General features: G+C 62.8%; 16 protein-coding genes and 2 pseudogenes. 7 read left to right on the plus strand and 11 right to left on the minus strand.

All coding sequences use genetic code 11. From position 1 onward, the window contains the following. Positions 1–55: 55 nt before the first annotated feature. The 6 genes from CP49_RS29500 to coaD all read right to left on the minus strand — a co-directional run bounded on the left by CP49_RS29500 (position 56) and on the right by coaD (position 4,845). The gene (locus CP49_RS29500; protein ID WP_057853650.1) at positions 56–1,357 is read right to left on the minus strand and encodes a PQQ-dependent sugar dehydrogenase; all 1,302 of its coding nucleotides are present in this window, start codon (positions 1,355–1,357) and stop codon (positions 56–58) included. A 326-nt stretch (positions 1,358–1,683) separates the two neighbouring features. Next, entirely contained in the window at positions 1,684–2,760 is a 1,077-nt protein-coding gene (gene queA / locus CP49_RS29505) for a tRNA preQ1(34) S-adenosylmethionine ribosyltransferase-isomerase QueA (protein ID WP_057853651.1), read from the minus strand. Between the two features lie 112 nt (positions 2,761–2,872). Next, positions 2,873–3,337 (minus strand): peptidylprolyl isomerase, encoded by a 465-nt coding sequence (locus CP49_RS29510; RefSeq protein ID WP_057853652.1) that lies wholly within the window; start codon positions 3,335–3,337, stop codon positions 2,873–2,875. Then, positions 3,313–3,753 carry a hypothetical protein gene (locus CP49_RS29515; RefSeq protein WP_057853653.1) on the minus strand — a complete coding sequence of 147 codons (441 nt, stop codon included), beginning with the start codon at positions 3,751–3,753 and terminating at the stop codon, positions 3,313–3,315. The genes CP49_RS29510 and CP49_RS29515 overlap by 25 nt, the downstream gene beginning before the upstream one ends. A gap of 4 nt (positions 3,754–3,757) precedes the next feature. Further along, positions 3,758–4,300 carry a peptidylprolyl isomerase gene (locus CP49_RS29520; protein WP_057853654.1) on the minus strand — a complete coding sequence of 181 codons (543 nt, stop codon included), beginning with the start codon at positions 4,298–4,300 and terminating at the stop codon, positions 3,758–3,760. Positions 4,301–4,347: 47 nt separating this feature from the next. Continuing rightward, positions 4,348–4,845 carry a pantetheine-phosphate adenylyltransferase gene (coaD, locus tag CP49_RS29525; protein ID WP_057853655.1) on the minus strand — a complete coding sequence of 166 codons (498 nt, stop codon included), beginning with the start codon at positions 4,843–4,845 and terminating at the stop codon, positions 4,348–4,350. A gap of 275 nt (positions 4,846–5,120) precedes the next feature. Here coaD and CP49_RS29530 point away from each other — a divergent pair, with 275 nt between their 5' ends. Beyond that, a complete protein-coding gene (locus CP49_RS29530) occupies positions 5,121–5,378 on the plus strand; it encodes a hypothetical protein (RefSeq protein WP_057853656.1) in 258 nt (85 codons plus the stop codon). A gap of 81 nt (positions 5,379–5,459) precedes the next feature. Here CP49_RS29530 and CP49_RS29535 read toward each other — a convergent pair whose 3' ends face one another. Both CP49_RS29535 and CP49_RS29540 read right to left on the minus strand, forming a co-directional pair. Beyond that, positions 5,460–6,590: a CapA family protein gene (locus CP49_RS29535; RefSeq protein WP_057853669.1), complete on the minus strand. Its 1,131-nt coding sequence runs from the start codon at positions 6,588–6,590 to the stop codon at positions 5,460–5,462. 23 nt (positions 6,591–6,613) lie between these two features. Continuing rightward, positions 6,614–7,621, minus strand: a complete 1,008-nt coding sequence (locus tag CP49_RS29540) for a ribonuclease Z (protein ID WP_057853657.1) — start codon at positions 7,619–7,621, stop codon at positions 6,614–6,616. A gap of 206 nt (positions 7,622–7,827) precedes the next feature. On the opposite strand from CP49_RS29540, the gene CP49_RS29545 reads away from it, so the two are divergent. Further along, positions 7,828–8,277, plus strand: coding sequence for a YbhB/YbcL family Raf kinase inhibitor-like protein (locus CP49_RS29545; RefSeq protein WP_057853670.1), 450 nt, complete (start codon positions 7,828–7,830; stop codon positions 8,275–8,277). Positions 8,278–8,362: 85 nt separating this feature from the next. Here CP49_RS29545 and CP49_RS29550 read toward each other — a convergent pair whose 3' ends face one another. After that, positions 8,363–9,145, minus strand: coding sequence for a GntR family transcriptional regulator (locus CP49_RS29550; RefSeq protein WP_057853658.1), 783 nt, complete (start codon positions 9,143–9,145; stop codon positions 8,363–8,365). Between the two features lie 125 nt (positions 9,146–9,270). Here CP49_RS29550 and pcaB point away from each other — a divergent pair, with 125 nt between their 5' ends. After that, on the plus strand, positions 9,271–10,620 hold the full coding sequence (gene pcaB, locus CP49_RS29555) for a 3-carboxy-cis,cis-muconate cycloisomerase (protein WP_057853659.1): 1,350 nt from the start codon (positions 9,271–9,273) through the stop codon (positions 10,618–10,620). Positions 10,621–10,650: 30 nt separating this feature from the next. After that, entirely contained in the window at positions 10,651–11,646 is a 996-nt protein-coding gene (locus tag CP49_RS29560) for a Bug family tripartite tricarboxylate transporter substrate binding protein (protein WP_057853660.1), read from the plus strand. 522 nt (positions 11,647–12,168) lie between these two features. Here CP49_RS29560 and CP49_RS29565 read toward each other — a convergent pair. Next, the gene (locus tag CP49_RS29565; protein ID WP_057853661.1) at positions 12,169–12,414 is read right to left on the minus strand and encodes a DUF2934 domain-containing protein; all 246 of its coding nucleotides are present in this window, start codon (positions 12,412–12,414) and stop codon (positions 12,169–12,171) included. Between the two features lie 1,164 nt (positions 12,415–13,578). Between CP49_RS29565 and CP49_RS49640 the strand changes: the two are divergent. From CP49_RS49640 to CP49_RS29575, 3 genes and pseudogenes are all read left to right on the plus strand, one after another. Next, positions 13,579–14,160: pseudogene (locus tag CP49_RS49640) on the plus strand (GAF domain-containing protein); the annotation flags it as partial. Between the two features lie 111 nt (positions 14,161–14,271). Beyond that, positions 14,272–15,060, plus strand: a pseudogene (locus tag CP49_RS49645) (sensor histidine kinase); the annotation flags it as partial. A 358-nt stretch (positions 15,061–15,418) separates the two neighbouring features. Continuing rightward, complete coding sequence (locus tag CP49_RS29575; RefSeq protein WP_057853663.1) at positions 15,419–16,117, plus strand: hypothetical protein; 699 nt, start codon at positions 15,419–15,421, stop codon at positions 16,115–16,117. A gap of 128 nt (positions 16,118–16,245) precedes the next feature. On the opposite strand, the gene CP49_RS29580 is transcribed toward CP49_RS29575, so the two are convergent. After that, positions 16,246–16,755, minus strand: a complete 510-nt coding sequence (locus CP49_RS29580; RefSeq protein WP_057853664.1) for a hypothetical protein — start codon at positions 16,753–16,755, stop codon at positions 16,246–16,248. Positions 16,756–16,976: the final 221 nt, after the last annotated feature.

The raw sequence follows: 16,976 nt of genomic DNA on the forward strand, positions 1-16,976 counted from the left end.
TGAGGTCTGACAGACGTAGTGGTGGGCACGCTTCGCTTTGCCCACCCTACGGCAGCTACGCAGCCGTCACGCGCCAGATGACGTTGCCGACATCATCAGCCACCAGCAGCGAGCCGTCGGGCCCAAGCGTGACGCCAACCGGTCGTCCGTAGGAGACCTTCTCGTCGGGAGCGAGAAACCCCGTCAGAATATCCCGCGGGGGGCCGGACGGGCGTCCGTCCTCGAACGGCACGAGGATGACGGCGTAGCCGCTCAGCGTGCTGCGATTCCAGGAGCCGTGCTGGCCGATCACCATGCCATCAGGAAAGCCCGGAAGCGTGCCTGATGGCATCCAGCACAGGCCGAGCGAGGCGGTGTGGCCGCCGAGCGCATAGTCCGGTTGGATCGCCTTCGCGACCATGGCCGGATCCTGCGGCACGCGATCGTCCACCGTCTGCCCCCAGTAGCAATAGGGCCAGCCGTAGAAGCCGCCGTCGCGCACTGAAGTCAGATAGTCCGGCGGTGTCTCATCGCCCAAGCCGTCGCGCTCGTTGACGACCGTCCAGAGCACGCTTGTGCTGGGCTCCCATGCGAGGCCGACGGCGTTGCGCAGGCCGCTGGCAAAGATGCGGCTCGTGCCATCAGCAAGATCGAGCTCATAGATCGCCGCCCGGCCTTCCTCCACTTCCATGCCGCTCTCGGCGATGTTGCTGAGCGAGCCGACGCCTGCATAGAGTTTTTTGCCGTCCGCGCTCGGCAGCAGGCTCCGCGTCCAGTGCCCGCCCGGCTTGAACGCCACGAGCTTGCGTCCCTCGGCAGTGATGCGGTCCGCGCCCGCGGCGTATGGAAAGGCGACCACGCCGTCGGTGTTGCCGACGTAGAAGGTGTCGCCGACCAGCGCCATGCCGAACGGCTGACTCAATCCCTCCATGAAAATCCCGCGGCCTTCGGCAACGCCGTCGCCGTCGCGGTCACGCAGTAGCGTGATCTGGTCGGCGCTGACGCCGAGCGCCGCGGCACGCCGCATCGTCGCCTGCATGGCATAGTGGAACACGCTCCTGGGCGGTCCTGCGATCTGGGTCGCCTCGGAGATGAGGACGTCGCCATTGGGCAGCACGTTGATCCAGCGCGGGTGGTCTAGGTCTTTCGCAAACGCATTGACCTTGAGCCCGGGTGCGGCGGTTGGTTTCTGCCCGTCGCTCCAGCCCTGGGCCGTCGGCATCTTGAGCGTCGGGATGGCGCCTTGCGGCCTCGCCTCCGGAATCTTCGGCGTGTTACCCCACGCCGGTGGCGGCGCCGCTCCCTGCAGCCGCCGCCACAGCAGCGCAACAGCGCCGATCAGCGCGACTATCCGCGCGAAAATGCCCGACATGTTCATGAAGTTCTCCACTTGACGGCGCGCACCCTATCCGACGCAAGGAAGCGTTGGAACCTCATCGTCGGCGCGCGAACTCGCTGGCACCTATGCGTTTTCGAGCCAAGGCGGCCGTGAGCACCAGACAGCGCGCGATGCCGATGCGTGGCGGGAGACGGTAGTATTACGATCTTGGCGGCATCGGCCGAATCGCAGAAACATAATCTTGGCGCTTTATTGTCAGAGCGCTTCCTCCCTGAACCTTTGCCCGCCGCACCGGCGGGCCTTTTTTTCAAGATGCGGCGGCTATCCGTGTTGTAACGCGGGCCGGAACGACGCCCAGCCGCGCCTCAATCCCGCGCGCGAAACAGCAGGCAGGCATCGCCGTAGGAATAGAACCGATATCCGCTGGCGATCGCGTGTGCATAGGCGCGCTTCATCGTCTCCAGCCCCGAGAAGGCCGACACCAGCATGAACAGTGTCGAGCGCGGCAGGTGGAAATTGGTCATGAGAATATCGACCGCGCGAAAGCGATAGCCCGGCGTGATGAAGATCGAGGTCTCGCCGTCGAACGGCTGAATGGTGCCGTCCTCGGTCGTAGCGCTCTCCAATAGCCGCAGCGACGTGGTGCCGACCGCAACGATTCGGCCACCATTGGCGCGCGCGGCGTTCAAGGCGTCCGCAGTACCGGCCGATATCGCTCCCCACTCGGCATGCATCTTGTGCTCGGAGGTCTCCCCCACCTTGACCGGCAGGAACGTCCCTGCCCCGACATGCAAAGTCAGCCGGTGCAGCTCGATGCCGCGGCCGCGCAGCGCTGCTTCCAGGTCAGGCGTGAAATGCAGTCCTGCCGTCGGTGCCGCGACGGCGCCCTCCTTCGCCGCGAACATGGTCTGATAGTCGGCGGCGTCCCGATCATCGGGCGTGCGCTTGGAGGCGATGTAGGGCGGCAGCGGCGGCGTGCCGAGATCGGCGATGGCCTGATCCAGCGCCGGTCCATGAAACGAAAATGACAGCGTAATCTCGCCCTCTTCGCCCTTGGCCTCGACCTCGGCGTCGAGATGGCCGAGCAGGCAGACCTTGCCTTCATTGCCGAAGCGAACGACGTCGCCGGGCGCGAGCTTCTTGGCGGGCTTGACCAGCGCGCGCCAGCGCGACCCGTCCAGCCGCTTGATCAACGTTGCCTCGATCTTCGGCTCGGTCTCGCGGCCGATGCGGCGTCCCTTGAGCTGGGCGGAGATCACCTTGGTGTCGTTGACGACGAGCTGATCGCCCGGCTCCAGCCACTGCGGAAGCTCGGCAATGGAGCGGTCGCGCAGCACGCCGTCGGGCTGCACCACCAGCATCCGCGCAGCATCGCGCGGGCTTGCGGGTCTGAGCGCGATGCTCGTGGCAGGCAGTTCGAAGTCGAAGAGATCGGTGCGCATGGCGCCGGTACGCCTCACTTGGCGTCATTCCGGGGCACGCGAAGCGTGAACCCGGAATCTCGAGATTCCGGATTGCCGCGCGTTGCGCGGCCTCCGGAATGACGGGTTGAATTTACGCCGCGTCCAGCGCCATCCGCGCCTTGACGATCTTGTCCGGGTCTTGCACCGGCTCGCCGCGCTTGATCTTGTCGACATTCTCCATGCCCGAGGTGACCTTGCCCCAGACCGTGTACTGGCCGTTGAGGAAGGAGGCATCGTCGAAGCAGATGAAGAACTGGCTGTCGCCGGAATCCGGGCTCGCCGCGCGGGCCATCGAGGTGGTGCCGCGCACATGCGGTTCCTTGTTGAACTCGGCCTTCAGCTTCTTGCCGGAGCCGCCGGTACCGTTGCCGAGCGGGCAGCCGGTCTGCGCCATGAAACCCTCAATCACGCGATGGAACACGATGCCGTCGTAAAATCCCTCGCGGACCAGTTCCTTGATGCGGGCGACATGGCCTGGCGCCAGGTCGGGGCGCATTTCGATGGTGACGGGGCCCTGGGTGGTTTCAAGGATCAAAGTATTTTCTGTATCAGCCATGCTCTTGTCTCTTCTGGTTTGGGTGGACGTTTGCGGGTTCTGAAAGTGACCGCGAAAGGCCGGCCGGCGACCGCACCGCCCAGTCCCTCGGTAAATGGCAACGGCGCACAGCGTTGCAATGTTTCCATTACCGCAATTCGGTACGCGATCCGGTCGTTCTCGCCGGCGTTTGCGGATTCATAGGTAATCCTTGGTTGACCGAGAATGGCACCCTCGCGGTTGAAACTCACGATGACGGTAATGTCCATCGGGTTGGCGCGCGAGGCCGGCGGCGGCCGCCAGCAGGAATACAGTTTGGCGTAGACATCCTTGATGGTGTCGAGCTGCTGCGGCTCAGCCGGTGCGTGCGCCGCCGACGCAAGCCACACGAGAGCGGCGGCAAACCAGACGTATGGCTTGCTGCGCGCCGAAATCATGGCCTCACTTGATGTCGGATGCGACCTGCACCTTCACCATCTTGTCGGGGTCGGCCACCGGCTCGCCGCGCTTGATCTTGTCGACCACGTCCATGCCCGACACCACTTCGCCGATCACGGTGTATTTCCCGTTCAGCGACGCACCTTCGGCGAACATGATGAAGAACTGCGAATTGGCCGAGTTGGGATCGCTCGTTCGAGCCATGCCGACGATGCCGCGCTTATACGGCACGTTGGAGAATTCGGCCGGCAGGTTCGGATGTTTCGAACCGCCGGTGCCATTGAAATTCTTGCCGTCGCCGGTCTGCGCCATGAATCCCTCGATCACGCGATGGAACGGCACGTTGTTGTAGTAGCCCTCGCGCGCCAGGAGCTTGATGCGCTCGGCATGCTGGGGCGCGAGGTCGTTCCGCAGCTTGATCACGATGCGGCCCTTGGTGGTGTCGATCACGATCGCATTCGCCTTGTCGAGATTGGCGGGCAGCGGCTGGGCGATTGCGGGGACCGCACAAACGAGCGCGGCAAGAACGGCGAGAATTCGGATCATGAAAGCTCCGGATCAAGAGGTTGGGTAGATAAGCGCCGACTGGGCGGCTAGCTGGCGAATTTGGCCTTGAGCTGGGCTGCGACCGATGACGGCACGAAAGCTGAGAAATCCCCACCCATCTGAGCGATTTGGCGTACCAGTGTGGCGGTGATCGGGCGGACCGCCGGGGAGGCCGGAACGAAGACCGTATGCACTTCGGGCGCCATGGCCTCGTTCATGCCGGCGAGCTGCATCTCGTAGTCAAGATCGGTGCCGTCACGCAGGCCGCGAATCATGATGGTGGCGCCCGCCTTCTGGGCCGCCGTGACAGTCAGGTTGTCATAAGTCGCGCACTCAAAGGCACAGCCAGCCTTCTGGGCGATGGGTCCGCATACTTCCTGAAGCATAGCCAGGCGTTCTTCGGTCGAGAACAACGGCTTTTTGCTGGAATTGACCGCCACGGCGACGATCAGGCGGTCACACAGGGTGACGGCATGCCTGACCACGTCCAGATGGCCATTGGTGACGGGGTCGAATGAGCCGGGATAGAGCGCGATACGGGGCATGGGCCCGTCCTACCCCGCCGCGGGCGGTCCGGCAAGCCGGGCCCGGTTCCGCCCTGGTGCGGCTTTTTATTTCGGATCGGCCAATGAACCAGTCCTGGGGCCCGGGCGTCTCCCTGGGCGGGCCGGCAATGTTTCGTCCGCCAATGGACGACGAAACAAAACCCGGCCGGGACGAAACCATTTCCGGGGCCGGTGAAGACGGCCGGAAACTTGCGCTGGCTACAAGTCCACCCAACGAAACGACGGGCCGCGAAGGCCCGTGACAGGGGACCGTCATGATCAAGGCTTTTTCCGCAGTCGCTGCTGCCGCGTTCATTGCTGCCGCGCTGACCGTATTGCCCGGCTTTGCCCCCCAGGTCGAAGCCAGCGTACCGCAGGCGCTTGCCAAGGGTGACCGCCTGGATATCCGCACCGTCGGCAAGGATTGCTCGCAGCAGGCCTGGCCGAATTTCGAGGCTTCCTGCCTCCGCGCCGCCGGCTCCAAGTCGGTAGTCCGGGAAGCCCGCCTGGTTACCGCGGACCGTACCCCGTAACGGGCGCAGTTTTCGTTCCAATCACCTCCAAGGAACGCTCTGATGGCGAGTAGGGATGCCCCCTGCTCGCCATTGGCGTTCTCAAACCACTACGAGCTGCCGTTCGGCATCAAGGATGACCCTTGTTCCGAACTTCTGACATTCCCGATCGAGTCGCTGCTGGATCCATTCAATGTCCCGCCATGGTGGAATGGAGAGACGAAAGTTCTTGATCTGCAGAGGAGTTAGTTTGAGCGCATGGAGGCATCCGCTCGCCGGATCCAGATCGGCGAAATACATCAGCGCGAGGTCGTCACGGTAGCGCTCGTAACCAGGTATCCCTTCATAGTCGTTCAGAAAATCGCCGCAGCCATAGAGAATGAGACGATCCCGATAGATTTCGATCGCTCTCGGATGATGCGAAGAATGCCCGTGAACGATCGATACGCCTGCCTTGTCGATGAGGGCCCGGGCCAAAATCTCCTGCTGATCCGGAATGTGATATCCCCAATTGGATCCCCAATGGATCGAAACGACCACGAGATCGCCCGGCCTCCTCTGCGCCATGACCTGGTCAGCGACCTCCAACGCACCCGCCCCGCACAGGTCAGGCAGCAAGTTGATGCCTGGAGCGTCTGACGTCGCAGCCCACTCGAGCGGGACGCCGCTTGATGTCGATCCGAATGAAAAGATCAGGAGCCGCGCATTGGCAAGGTTAAGCACTGTGGGTGCGCGCGCTTCGCGATCGTTGCGTCCTGCGCCCGTCGCTTTGACGTTGAGTTTCTGCAGACTAGTCAGCGTCTCAAGCAGCCCGGCGCGGCCCCAGTCGAGCACATGGTTGTTGGCCAATACACAGCAGTCGATCTTGGCGGCCGCGAGACATTCTGCATTCTCGGGGCTCATGCGGTAATTGATGCCTTTGCTCGCACGGTCGTTGCTGCGGGTGACAGCCGTTTCGAGATTGATGATCCGCGCGTCAGGCTGCATGCGCTCCAATTGGTCCAATGCAGCGCCCCAAACGTAGGACGACCCGGCGCGCCGTGGAATGGGTCCGTTTGCCTGCTCGGCAAGTTGCACGTAGCTCTCCGCCGATCGCAGATAGTGTTCGTAAATCTCGGGGCTGCAGGGGTGCGCCAACACCTGATCGATGCCGCGGCCGCACATGACATCTCCGCATAGAAAGAGCCGCACCGACTTCCTGTGCGCAGCCGGCAAATGTCCTTCCTCGGGCATGAAATGCTGCTCCAATGTCCGCGTCAGGCGTGAGATCCAGCGAATGCCGCCATCACCTCGGCCAGCATCCGCTCCTCCTCTCCCGAATAACGCGGAGAAAAGTGAAACGGCTCGACGCGGCGCACATTGGCCTCCCGCGCAATTTCTCCGGCAGCCGTGGTTGTAAGGTGGCCCCGGTCCCTCGCCAATCCGGCGTCCGCTCCGGCAAATGCGGCCTCAATGAACAGGATGTCGGCGTTCTGAACGAGCGCCACGATGGCGGCACGATTGGCCGGCGTGTCGGCGACATCGGTAACATAGGCAATTTTCTGGCCGGCAGCGACCGTCAAGAGATCACGCAAGCTGCCAAGTGGTACAAGACGATCATCCGATGTCGCCGGTCCGTCGATATGGACCAAATGATCGTCCGCGCGACGCTCGACAACGGCCTTCTTGAGGGAGCGCAACCACGGACCAACGGGAAGTCCGCGCTGCGACAATCGGTTCTTCCAGATGTTCACATGCGCCGCTTCCTGCAGGGCAAAGGCAAGGCAGGGCGTCCCGTGTTCGAGGATCGCGGCCGATACGCGATGGGTCGGTTCGTCGCAGAGCACGCCGGCAGGGCTTTTGTGCGAGACTGACGGCTCCGCGGCAAACGCCTTCTTCAGGCGGAACCGCGTGCTGGACAGGGAACTCGGCGTTTCGAATTCGCTCACAACGAAAACAAGATCGCAAGGATAGGCTTCGATCAGATTCCATCGATAGGCCTGAAGCTTGTGAAAGACGCGCTCCGCGAAGCCGGGTGGACCGTAGAGCTGTACCGTTTTCTCGCGGCCGACCAGCAAACGGAGCAGATGGTCGAAGCCAACGAAATGGTCGATATGTGCATGCGAGACGAAGATTTGATCGACACGTCGTATCTTCCGCGCTGACAGAGAAGAGATTTCTCCGACATCGAACAGCAGGCTGTGCTTTTCGAACAGCGTCTCCACATAGATCGTCGGGTCGCCATAACGACCGTTGACGAGGCTCGGATGGAAGATCGGTCGCATCGCAAGCTACTCTGCCGCGGGTTTTCCACGCATCTCGGGCGTCAATCTGCCTTCATCGCACCCTTTGTTTACCGGCCGGATTTTAGTCAATGTCCGATGAACTTCCCGGATCTAGTCAGAGTTATCAGATTTTGCACCGGGCAAGCTCGAGCCAGACCGGCGCAATAGTCCGAGCCGATGTCTCTTGCAGCCTGATGGAGAGAGCCATGAAGCTCATTTCAAACGCCTTCGCCGACGGAGGGGCAATTCCTCGACGCTTCACCTGCGATGGAGAAAACCTGTCGCCACCTTTGCAATGGTCCGGCGCACCAGCCGGAACGCGAAGTTTCGTCCTGCTGTGCGACGATCCCGATGCGCCCGCAGGCACATGGCATCATTGGGCGGTTTACGATCTTCCGCCAGTGCTAACGGAGCTTGCGGACGGCGCCGCGAAGAACATGAAAATGACGCAGGCGGTCAACGATTTTCGGAAAGTGGGCTATGGCGGCCCGTGTCCGCCTCAGGGCCATGGACCTCATCATTATCATTTCCGGTTGCTCGCCCTCTCGACGGACCACCTTCCGGCAAAAGCCGGTGCGTCCTGCCGTGATATTGAGCGAGAGGCGCGCCAGCACGCGATCGCAGAAGCTATCCTCGTAGGTTTGTATGAGAGATAGGCCGGCAGAATTGGCGTTCTGACCATCGTTCCCGTTTTCCCGTCGCTCCTAATACCTTTACTTGCGCCAAATTCTTCCGCCTGGCTCAGGCGCGCGGTCTCGTCTTGCCGGAAGGTCGCGTCGTCCGGCCGCCTGCCACGCCCGGATTGCCGACGCGCTTCAGTACCGACGACACGACATATCGGCCGGCGGGATGGATGCTTTCCGATATTTCGAACAGCCGGCCGTGCGAATCCAGATATCGCCGGATGACTTCTAGCGCGGGCGATCCTGCTTCTGCCCCCAACGCCCTAGCAAACTCGTTCGGAATCACGGTCGCCGCAACGGTTTGATGCACTTCGGAGGCGATCACGCCGTAACTGTCGGCAATCATGTCGCAGACCAGGCGGCGGTCTTTCCTGATGTTGCTGACGGCATCCGCATAGCTCTCATCGACATAGCAATCCACCCAGGCCAATGGCGGGCTCTTCGGCTTTGTCGATGCACGGACATAGGCGATCCGCATCCAGCGCGAACCCGGCTGACAGCCAAAGCGCCGCGCCGCCTTGCGATCCATCACGACGGTGTCGATGCTTCTGATGTCGCGCTCCGTCGCCGCGGCGAGCGCAACGAGATCGCTCAATGAGCCGAGCGTCTGCTGAAAACTCTCTTGCGGACGTTCGCGGGTCTCAACCCGCGTGCCGGAGCCCTTCCGGCGCGACACCGCCCCAAGCTCGGTGAGCCGGCGCATCGCCGCCCGCACGGTCTGCCGGCTTACATCGTAGCGCGCGGCAAGCTCCAGTTCGGTCGGTATCAGGCCGCCGATGGGGTACTGGCCCCGGTGGATCGCCTCCAGCAAATCGCGGGCGATATCCTCGTAGATTGGCATGTCGAACGGTTCTCGCGGTCGGGGCGACCCCATAGCACGGCTTCGGTGGACCCGCATCCCGCGCTTGACAAATTTGTACGTATCAATCATATGGCCGTACATATTAACGGGAGTGAAACAAGCGCGTGGCCAGCACCATCTTCGACAGCGTCCTCTATCGCGACGTGTTCTCGACGCCGGCCATGCGGGCGGTGTTTTCCGACGACGCCCAGCTTCGGGCCTATGTGCAGGCAGAAGTGGCGCTTGCCACCGCGCAGGGCGAAATCGGCGTGATTCCGCGCGAGGCGGCCGAGGCGATCGCGCGCCAGGCCCCGGCGATCGCGCTCGACAGCGAGCAGTTGAAACACGACACCGAGAATGTCGGCTATCCCATCGTCGGCCTGGTGCGCCAGCTCTCGCAGCACCTGGGCGAAGCCGGCCGCTACCTGCATTGGGGGGCGACCACCCAGGACATCATGGACACGGCGACCGTGCTGCAACTGCGCGAAGCGGTTGCGCTGATCGAGGCCCAGCTCGCCGAGGTCATGGCCACGCTCGCGGGTCTCGCCCGCCTCCATCGCGATACGCCGATGGCGGGGCGAACCCATCTCCAGCAGGCGCTGCCGGTCACGTTCGGGCACAAGGCAGCGATCTGGCTCTCGGCGCTGCACCGCTCGGCCGCTCGGCTCGAACAAGCCAAGCCTCGCGCACTTCAGGCGCAACTCGGCGGCGCGGCGGGAACGCTGGCTTCACTCGGCGCACGCGGACTGGATGTACGTGCCGCCTACGCGCGCGCCCTCGGTCTCGCCGAGCCTGACATCACCTGGCACGTCGCCCGCGACGGGCTGGTCGAGTTGGTGCAGACGCTGGCGGTAATCTGCGGCGCGCTCGGCAAGATCGGCTATGACGTCATGATCCTGATGGCGACCGAGATCGGCGAGGTGTTCGAACCTTTTGCCTCGCATCGCGGGGCGTCCTCGACCATGCCGCAGAAGCGCAATCCGATCTCGTCGGAAATTCTGCTGGCGAACGCGAAAATGTCCCGCGACGCCGCGTCGCTGATGCTAGATGCCATGGTTCAGGATCTCGAGCGCGCCACCGGGCCCTGGCATTGCGAATGGCTGGCGCTGCCCCAGGTCTGTCTTCTCACGGCCGGGTCGCTGGCGCAGGCGCAATTCATGCTTTCCGGCCTGATCGTCGATCCGGCCGCGATGAAGCGAAACCTCGATTCCACGCGCGGCCTGATCGTCGCCGAAGCTGTCATGATGGGGCTGGCGCCCGCGCTTGGGCGTCAGCTTGCGCATGACGAGGTTTACGCCGCCTGCCGCGATGCATTCGACCACGGCGACGCTCTCCTTGAAGCATTGCTGAGGCGGCCAGCGATCGCATCCGCCCTGCCCCGCGACCGGCTCGCCGCCTTGTGCGAACCGTCCAACTATCTCGGAACGGCCGGCGCGATGGTGGACCGCGTGCTTGCCCGTCAAATCAATCGATAAACAAAGCGACATCTGGGAGGACCGGACATTATGGCGACCCGCACCCTTGACCGCCGCGCCGTCACTTTCGGTCTGGCAGGCGCGCTCTGCATGCCGTCGATCCTGCGTGCCCAGACGAGTTACCCGGACCGGCCGATCAACGTCATCGTGCCATTCGCCGCCGGAGGGCCGACCGACGCGATCGCGCGCATCTATGCGGAATTCCTCTCGCGTGACCTTGGACAAACGCTGGTGGTCGAAAACGTCGCCGGGGCCGGCGGCACGATCGGCTCGACCAGGGCGGCGCGCGCGACACCTGACGGCTACACGATCCAGATCGGCCAGGCCGGCACGCACGTGTCCAGCGTCGGGCTCTATCGCAACCTGAAGTACAACCCGATCACGGACTACGAACATCTGGGATTGCTCGGCGATCTTCCGCAGGTGCTCATCGTCAAGCGTGACCTCCCGCCTGATAACTTCAAGGCATTCGTGGATTATGTCCGCGCCAACGAGACGAAGCTCAACGCCGGCACCGCCGGACCCGGCTCGTCGGCGCATATGGGCGCGGCCATGCTGAACGTGCGGCTCGGCACCAAGGTCAATCTGGTCTCGTATCGGGGAACAGGCCCAGCAATGAACGATCTGATCGCGGGCCAGATCGACTACATGGTCGAAGTGTCGCTCACGGCGCTGGCCCAGATCGAGGCAAAGACCGTGCGACCGCTGGCTGTCTTCCGGTCGGCGCGGATTTCCACATTGCCCGAGGTGCCTGCCACGAACGAGTTCGGCGTTGATGGCCTCGACTTCCCCGTCTGGCTCGGCTTCCTCGCACCCAAGGCAACGCCGCAACCAATCGTGGAGCGGTTGAACGCATCGATCCGCAAGGCAACCCAGGACGCGACGTTGCGCGCGCGCCTGGCTCCGCTCGGCCTGGAAATGCCAGAGGAAGCGACCAATACCCCAACCAGCTTCCGCGACTACGTCCAGTCGGAAATCAATCGCTGGGTGCCGCTTATCCAGAAGGCCGGGCTCACGATCGACTGATGCGCATGCGCGTAGCCCGGATGCAGCGAAGCGGAATCCGGGAACGGTATCGCCTGCGGATAGGCGAACTGATGATCGTTGGAGATGGAAGAGGCGCGCTCCCGCGTTGAATTGGCTATCATCCAGTCAGATCACCGAGCGCACGCCGCAACCTGCGCCTCCGTAGGGCAATCGAACGACGTCGCCAGGCCATCTTGGCGGGCGGCGGCAGCGCCACCATCGCCGCGGTGGTCAGGACTGCCGAGTCGCGTACTCTCGGCGCATCATCGCTTCCTGCTTAGCCAACGGCTTGTCCTCGTCTAACTTCACCCGGGCGCTGCGCGATCTTGGAACGGGCGGCAGTTGATGAACGCTCCCACGAAACGGCCGCGGAAGCGCCGGTACTTCTCGCAGTCCAATCCCGACTGTCTCGGCATTCCTGAAAAACGGCCTCGATTCGGTTTGACGAACAGGAGCGGGGCTACCCGCTCCGCTGATGACGGAGTCGTCGTTACGGGTCCGCGTGACAATGCTCGCATGGAACTATGCGGCGCGGGTTTTGCTTTTTCCCAATCGGGCGACCTTTGCCTTTTTAGTGGATTTCGTCGCAACCAATCTCGTGTCGGTGGGGGCTGCGGCGGCAGCGTTGCTGCCTGAGCTTTCAACTGATGTCGTGAGAATTTCGCGTTGAGCATTGAGCCAATAGATGTCCGCCTGGCCCTCGGGTTGACCATCGGCGATCCAGAGGTGGTAGGCACGTTCGCGAATGGCCTCTTCCAGATTTGGCATGGGATTCTCCCTTCATGATGCGCCCAGCCCCGGCAGGCAAAGTCTCGCTCCGTAGGGTTAATGAAACCTTAACTGCTTGTGTCGATTGGATTGCCTGGTCGGATTGCCATCAGCCGGTCTCTTTGAAGCGCGGCGGCGGGTGAGGGACGAGCCTGCCGCCGCCCGCCAGCGCGATCGGGTCGTCGAACTTACGGCCCCAGCCGATGAACACTCTGGCATCTCCTCGCCCCGGGGTATCCAACCCGAGGCGACTGGGCGGCGCAGGGCTGCGCCAAAGCCGCAGCTATGTGACCAGCATGGCCTCGCTCGGGAGCAGCGCGGATCAGGCCGGTCGTGGTCGGCATGTGGGTTTTCTCTTACACTTGGCGCTCGAAAAATTTCCTCGGGTACGGCCGCGAGTTTCTGCCAGGGCGAGGATTGATCGTAAGAAATGCCCACATCGGAAAGCCCCGTGTCCGTCGAGGCGTTTTTTGGCCGCCCGGCAGCGGTCTGTTCGCAGCAGATGCAACCCGGGCAGCGGCGTTTGGTGCTTGATACACCAAACACTCGACTAATCCGTGAAAACGACCACGCATATTCACCGCCGTTCCGCTTCCAGGCACATCCACAGCGTTCCCGAGGAGCGTTGCGCCAGGCAATTCTTGCTTGCGCGCCCCGACGAGATACATGCCCTTGGCTGCGGTACAGGGGGCTGGATTGAGCCAACGCGGTTTTCTCGCCGGAGCGCGCACACAAGAGAGCTCCTCTGTCCGTGATGTTATGAAAACTGAACCGTTCGGAAACCCGGCAATCTGGATGTACCAATTTTGGTAGTACTGCTAGCTGTCAGAACCGATCCGGCTCATGTTCGTGGCTAGGGAGCAATCCCGATCCCGATGCCGATCCCGATAATCGCCAGCGATACGACGATCACCAGCACGTCAATCGTCAGCCATGTGGGTATGCGCTTTGCAGGTTGGGTCATAGCGTGCGCCCTCCGCAGCCACGTTATGTACCGGAAGAGCGCAAGTGGCTGTGAACGAGTTCACATGTTTGAACAATCGCTGCCGCCGTTGCTAGGCTCCCGTGTCAATAGCGCTCACGACCCAAGCAGACCACGGACGCCCTTTCCCTTTGCAGGCTTAAGCCGATACGATGGCTTATCCGGAAGGCTTGGGGCAGGCAATGAAAGCAGGCGGACCAACCAGATCGAGCAGCCACGCGACGACCACGGCAAAGCGCCGCCCTGCGCCAAAAGCGGCGCGCGCCTCCAGCCCCGCAAAGACGAAAGTCGAAAGTCCCGCCAAAACGGAAATCGAGCAGCTTGCCCTCGAACTTCAGGAAGCCAGGGAGCGGCAAGCCGCGACAGCCGAAGTCTTGAGCCTCATCTCGGACTCGCCGACCGGTATCCAGCCGGTGTTCGACAGGATCATCAAGAACGCAGCGCGGCTTTGCCAAAGCGTGTTGAGCGCCGTCTATCGCCGGGATGGAGATCATGTCCATCTGGTCGCGTACGACCAGTTCTCCCCGGAATCGGTGGCCGCGGTGCGCAAGGCCTACCCTGCCCCGCTAAGCAGCAACAACCTGATCTCGGTCGCAATCCGCGAGCGCCGCCTCGTGCACGAGCCGGATGTGCTCGTCTCCGGCGGATATAGCGAACTGCAGAGCACATCAGGCTATCGCAGCATCCTAGTGGTGCCTATGTTGCGTGACGAGGTCGCGATCGGCGCCATCGCGGTCATGCGACTTGAGCCGCAGCTATTTCCTAAGGCGCAGGTCGAGCTCCTGAAAACCTTCGCCGGTCAGGCCGTCATCGCCATCGAGAACACGCGGCTGTTCGCCGAGGTACAGGAACGCACAAGGCAACTGTCGCAATCGCTCGAAGATCTCCGCGCCGCGCAGGACAGTCTCGTACAGACCGAGAAGCTGGCCGCGCTGGGACGGCTGGTGGCGGGCGTAGCTCACGAGATCAACACCCCCGTCGGTACCAGCCTGACCGTTGCCTCGGCACTCCTGAACAAGACCGATCGGTTTGAAGCCGATGTCGTGAGCGGCGGCGTGCGCCGGTCGACCTTGGCTGAATTCATTGCGGCAAGCCGGGAGGCGGCATCGCAAATCATGATCAACCTCAATCACGCGATCGATTTGATACAGTCGTTCAAGCAGGTCGCTTCAGATCGCAACGTTTCGGACCGGAGAGCCTTTGATCTCGGCCAGGTGACCGAGCAGGTCGTTAAGGGATTGCGGTTCGGGCTGCGCAGAAATCTTGTGGTCAGCGTCGAATGCGAGGCCGACCTCGCCATGAACAGCTATCCCGGACCTTACGGCCAGGTGCTCACCAACCTGGTTCTCAATTCCGCGGTGCACGCCTTTCCGGACGGCGCACGAGGATCCGTCCACATTGCGGCACAGGCGTCGGGCAAGCACAACGTTGAAGTGCTGTTTTCAGACGACGGCTGCGGAATGAGCTCGGAGGTCAAGCGCCAGGTGTTCGATCCATTTTTCACAACCCGGCGCGACCAGGGCAGCACTGGCCTCGGATTGCACATCGTCCACAACATCGTGACCAATCGCTTAGGGGGCCGGATCAATCTGGAAACCAGGCCTGGCGCGGGAACGAAAATCCGGATCATCGTGCCGCGCGAAGCGCCGTTTGCCGCGGAATGATGCGTATCAGCGATCGTCCGCACCGCCGGTCGTTGCGACTACGTGCGGTCTGACGCCTTTCGCGTGGCTGCAGGACCGGCACCCTGGCCTCAATCTCGTTTCCGGACCAAAATGATTCCGTCCCCTTGCCGGATTTGAGCCGCATTGTGACCCAGGTCACGGCCAAAGATCGTTTCCGTGGGGGCGCAATCCGGGGGTTCTTATGTCCGGTCATATGCGATCTTGCATCACCGCCTTTGTCCTTCTCGCAGGTCTTCCGACTTCGCCTGCGTCTTCGAATCCTCTTGCAGACTTGTTCAAGATCCCTCCTCCCCAGCCGGCCCCTGAGCCCGCTTCCGCGGAAAAGGAAAGGGAGTGCTTGCCGCGACCCGGTACGTCGACGGCGGAGGGGCAGCGCTGGGTCTATCGTTCTGAGGGGCGCCGCAAATGCTGGTTCCAGGCTGCCGAGGGGACCGCGACGGTGAAGCAGGTTCGTCATCGCGCCGCGAAGCCTCGGACCGCGGCTGTCGAGGAGAATGAGGCCGCGCGGCGCAAGGCGGTCATGGATGCGCGTGCGGAGCTGTTGCGCTCCGCACCAGCGGAAACGTCTCAGCCGACGCAGCCCGCGCCCGAGCATAAGGTGGTCGATGCCGCTTCCCTCCCGACCACGGGGGCCGCAGCCTTCGTGCCGCCGGCACCGGTCGCCAACCGCGCGACCGATCAGCTCACGCTTGACCAACCCAGGTCGCGCCAGCTCGATGCGGAGACGCTTCTGGCAGCCGCGCCAGCCGCCAGCGACGCTGTTGCCGGCTCCGTGCCTCCTGCCGCGCCGGTCGCCTTTCCGAACGCCGAGGCGGCCGATGACGGCCGCGGCTGGATGGCGACCTGGCTTGGCGTGCTGCTGATGGCGCTGGGCCTCGTCGCCATCGTAGGCTCGAGCCGGACCCTCCGGGAAGCCATGCTGTTTGCGCGATTTGATGCGAGGACGAGTCGGCGCGCAATGGAGTCAGGAGCGCCAGTTCGAAGGCGGGCGAATGACTTCCTGTCTACGCCACCAAGCACACTATTTCAGAGATAAGCCGGAGCGCCCCTACCACGAGCGCAAGTGCCGGCATGCCCCGTTGTCCATGATTGCACATGGCAGAGCCGGAATGATGTGCAGGTTCGTGCCGGTCGCGGCGGAGCCCGGCGCGTTAGCAAGTCGGTTCAATTGTGCGACTGGGCTATGGGGCCGGCGCTCTCGCGAGGGTTGGAGGCGACTTGCGGTAGGGCAAGGGTGAAGGCATCGACCAGCCGACGTCGCCAAGGTTGCGTTAGCATCGATAGCTTCCCCTCGAGCAGAGCTGCCCTTTCCCGGGCTCCCACGCTTTCGGTGCTGACTTTGAGCAGTTCGGCCAAGAGCTTGTTGGTGCGTTCGCATTCTCTTTCAAAGTCGGCCCGATGGCCGCCGGCAATCACCTTCATCTCTGCCAGCTCAGTCTGCAAGGTTTCAATTTGTTGCTTTAAGGCGGTGACCAGTTGGTGACCGGCCTGCGCTTGCGGCTGACGGGATATTGGGGAATGGCTGAATTCGCTGAGATCGACCTGGACAAGCGTCTTGCCGTCGTTGGCGCGTGAGCGCGGCCATCGGTGTCGCTTCACCAGAGCACGGGCGGCCTCTGGGGAAATTTTGAGCCTTTCGCCCAGCTCGGCATACGTCAGCATCTCGACGGGCATGATATTCGCTCCCGTTTGGCCGGACGGTCACCACCCGGACACAGCAAATAGTATCAATCTATGGTTAAGGACTGGTTTATCGTGAATGGGAGCGCTGACGGCGTAGCCCGGATAAAGCGGAGCGCAATCCAGGAAAGTCTCATCGGCGGATGGGCTGATCCCAGGTTGCGCGGAGCCTGTCATCGGGCGCGCATTCGCGCGACCCGTTGGCTCCATCCGGG

The organism is Bradyrhizobium valentinum, assembly GCF_001440405.1.
GTDB lineage: Bacteria > Pseudomonadota > Alphaproteobacteria > Rhizobiales > Xanthobacteraceae > Bradyrhizobium > Bradyrhizobium valentinum.

Excerpts from the sequence above, each read along its gene's own strand:
- CP49_RS29550 (WP_057853658.1), bottom strand. The coding sequence starts at position 9,145 with ATGCCAATCTACGAGGATATCGCCCGCGATTTGCTGGAGGCGATCCAC.
- CP49_RS29580 (WP_057853664.1), bottom strand. The coding sequence starts at position 16,755 with ATGCCCGTCGAGATGCTGACGTATGCCGAGCTGGGCGAAAGGCTCAAA.
- CP49_RS29565 (WP_057853661.1), bottom strand. The coding sequence starts at position 12,414 with ATGCCAAATCTGGAAGAGGCCATTCGCGAACGTGCCTACCACCTCTGG.
- CP49_RS29520 (WP_057853654.1), bottom strand. The coding sequence starts at position 4,300 with ATGATCCGAATTCTCGCCGTTCTTGCCGCGCTCGTTTGTGCGGTCCCC.
- CP49_RS29515 (WP_057853653.1), bottom strand. The coding sequence starts at position 3,753 with ATGATTTCGGCGCGCAGCAAGCCATACGTCTGGTTTGCCGCCGCTCTC.
- coaD (WP_057853655.1), bottom strand. The coding sequence starts at position 4,845 with ATGCCCCGTATCGCGCTCTATCCCGGCTCATTCGACCCCGTCACCAAT.
- CP49_RS29545 (WP_057853670.1), top strand. The coding sequence starts at position 7,828 with ATGAAGCTCATTTCAAACGCCTTCGCCGACGGAGGGGCAATTCCTCGA.
- CP49_RS29540 (WP_057853657.1), bottom strand. The coding sequence starts at position 7,621 with ATGCGACCGATCTTCCATCCGAGCCTCGTCAACGGTCGTTATGGCGAC.
- CP49_RS29530 (WP_057853656.1), top strand. The coding sequence starts at position 5,121 with ATGATCAAGGCTTTTTCCGCAGTCGCTGCTGCCGCGTTCATTGCTGCC.
- queA (WP_057853651.1), bottom strand. The coding sequence starts at position 2,760 with ATGCGCACCGATCTCTTCGACTTCGAACTGCCTGCCACGAGCATCGCG.
- CP49_RS29560 (WP_057853660.1), top strand. The coding sequence starts at position 10,651 with ATGGCGACCCGCACCCTTGACCGCCGCGCCGTCACTTTCGGTCTGGCA.
- CP49_RS29510 (WP_057853652.1), bottom strand. The coding sequence starts at position 3,337 with ATGGCTGATACAGAAAATACTTTGATCCTTGAAACCACCCAGGGCCCC.
- CP49_RS29500 (WP_057853650.1), bottom strand. The coding sequence starts at position 1,357 with ATGAACATGTCGGGCATTTTCGCGCGGATAGTCGCGCTGATCGGCGCT.
- CP49_RS29535 (WP_057853669.1), bottom strand. The coding sequence starts at position 6,590 with ATGCCCGAGGAAGGACATTTGCCGGCTGCGCACAGGAAGTCGGTGCGG.